This window comes from Mesorhizobium sp. M7A.F.Ca.US.002.01.1.1, from assembly GCF_004022955.1.
Classification (GTDB): Bacteria; Pseudomonadota; Alphaproteobacteria; order Rhizobiales; family Rhizobiaceae; genus Mesorhizobium; species Mesorhizobium ciceri.
The window spans coordinates 1-1,163 of record NZ_RZQE01000899.1 but is presented as its reverse complement, the minus strand read 5'-3'; the positions used below and the strand labels follow the sequence as shown (position 1 = coordinate 1,163).

The following is a 1,163-nucleotide window of genomic DNA, read 5'->3' as shown; positions in this document are numbered from 1 at the left end:
CTCTTTGAGATCATCGAGAAGCCCGACTTCTCCTTCGAGACGAAGGCGATGGCGGAGGGCCTGTGGCCGGTCGCCGGGATGGACGAGGCAGGCCGCGGCCCCCTGGCCGGGCCGGTGGTCGCCGCAGCGGTGGTGCTCGATCCCGCCAACATTCCCGACGGCCTCGACGATTCCAAACGCCTCAGCCATTTGCAGCGTGAGGCCCTGTTCCTGCGCATTCTCGGCTCCGCACAGGCGGTCTCGATGGCCTCCATCAGCGCCGAGGGCATCGACGGCAGCAACATCCTCAAGGCAAGCCTGGAAGCCATGCGGCGCGCGCTGGTAGGGCTGTCGGTCCGGCCGAAGCTTGCGCTTGCCGATGGACGCGACGTGCCGCCGGGACTGCCTTGTGAAGGGCGCGCGCTGATCAAGGGCGACCAGCGTTCGCAGTCGATCGCCGCCGCCTCGATCGTCGCCAAGGTGATGCGCGACCGCATGATGTGCGGCTGCGGCAACCATCACGACCGCTACGGGTTCGAAGTCCATATGGGCTACGCCACGGTTCGCCATCGCACCGCGATCGAAGCGCATGGCCCGGTGGCGCGGCTGCACCGCGTGTCGTTTGCGCCATTCCGGCTGGGTGGGGCCGAGGTGGACGTGGTGGAAGAAGAGAGCTTCGCCGGGCTGGATTGAGCGACGACGACGACAAGCCAATCTCCCCCTTGTGGGGGAGATGTCCGGTAGGAGAGAGGGGGGCGCTGTCCCGCCGGCCTCTCAATCGATTGCAGTTATGCCCTCAGGCTTGTCCCGATAGACCTTAGGACAACAAAGGTTAGCGTTCCTTCACGCCCCCCCTCTGCCCTGCCGGGCATCTCCCCCACGAGGGGGGAGATTGGCAGCTTCAGCGCCGCAACAAAAAAGCCGCCGGGTTGCCCGGGCGGCTTTCGATGACTGGCTAGACGAACCGCCTAATTCAGCTTCGACTTCACGTCCGCGAGCGAAGCCTTGAACAGATCTGCACCGGCCTTGGCGTCGATCTTGCCGGCAAGCAGCGCGCGTGCTGCCTCGACGGCGATGTCGACGGCGCTGGCGCGCACTTCGCTGATGGCATCACGCTCGGCCTGACCGATCTTCTGTTCGGCAAGCGCGGTGCGCCTGACGACATAGTCCTCGGTCTTCTTATG

Annotated in this window: 1 protein-coding gene and 1 pseudogene; one reads left to right on the top strand and one right to left on the bottom strand. The window is 65.6% G+C overall.

The annotated features are described in order from the left end of the window. Nucleotides 1-672: ribonuclease HII (locus EN932_RS36555; RefSeq protein WP_128369545.1), on the top strand; the 672-nt coding region annotated here is incomplete at its 5' end. A 275-nt stretch (nucleotides 673-947) separates the two neighbouring features. Here EN932_RS36555 and EN932_RS36550 read toward each other — a convergent pair. Beyond that, nucleotides 948-1,163: pseudogene (locus EN932_RS36550) on the bottom strand (ATP F0F1 synthase subunit B); the annotation flags it as partial.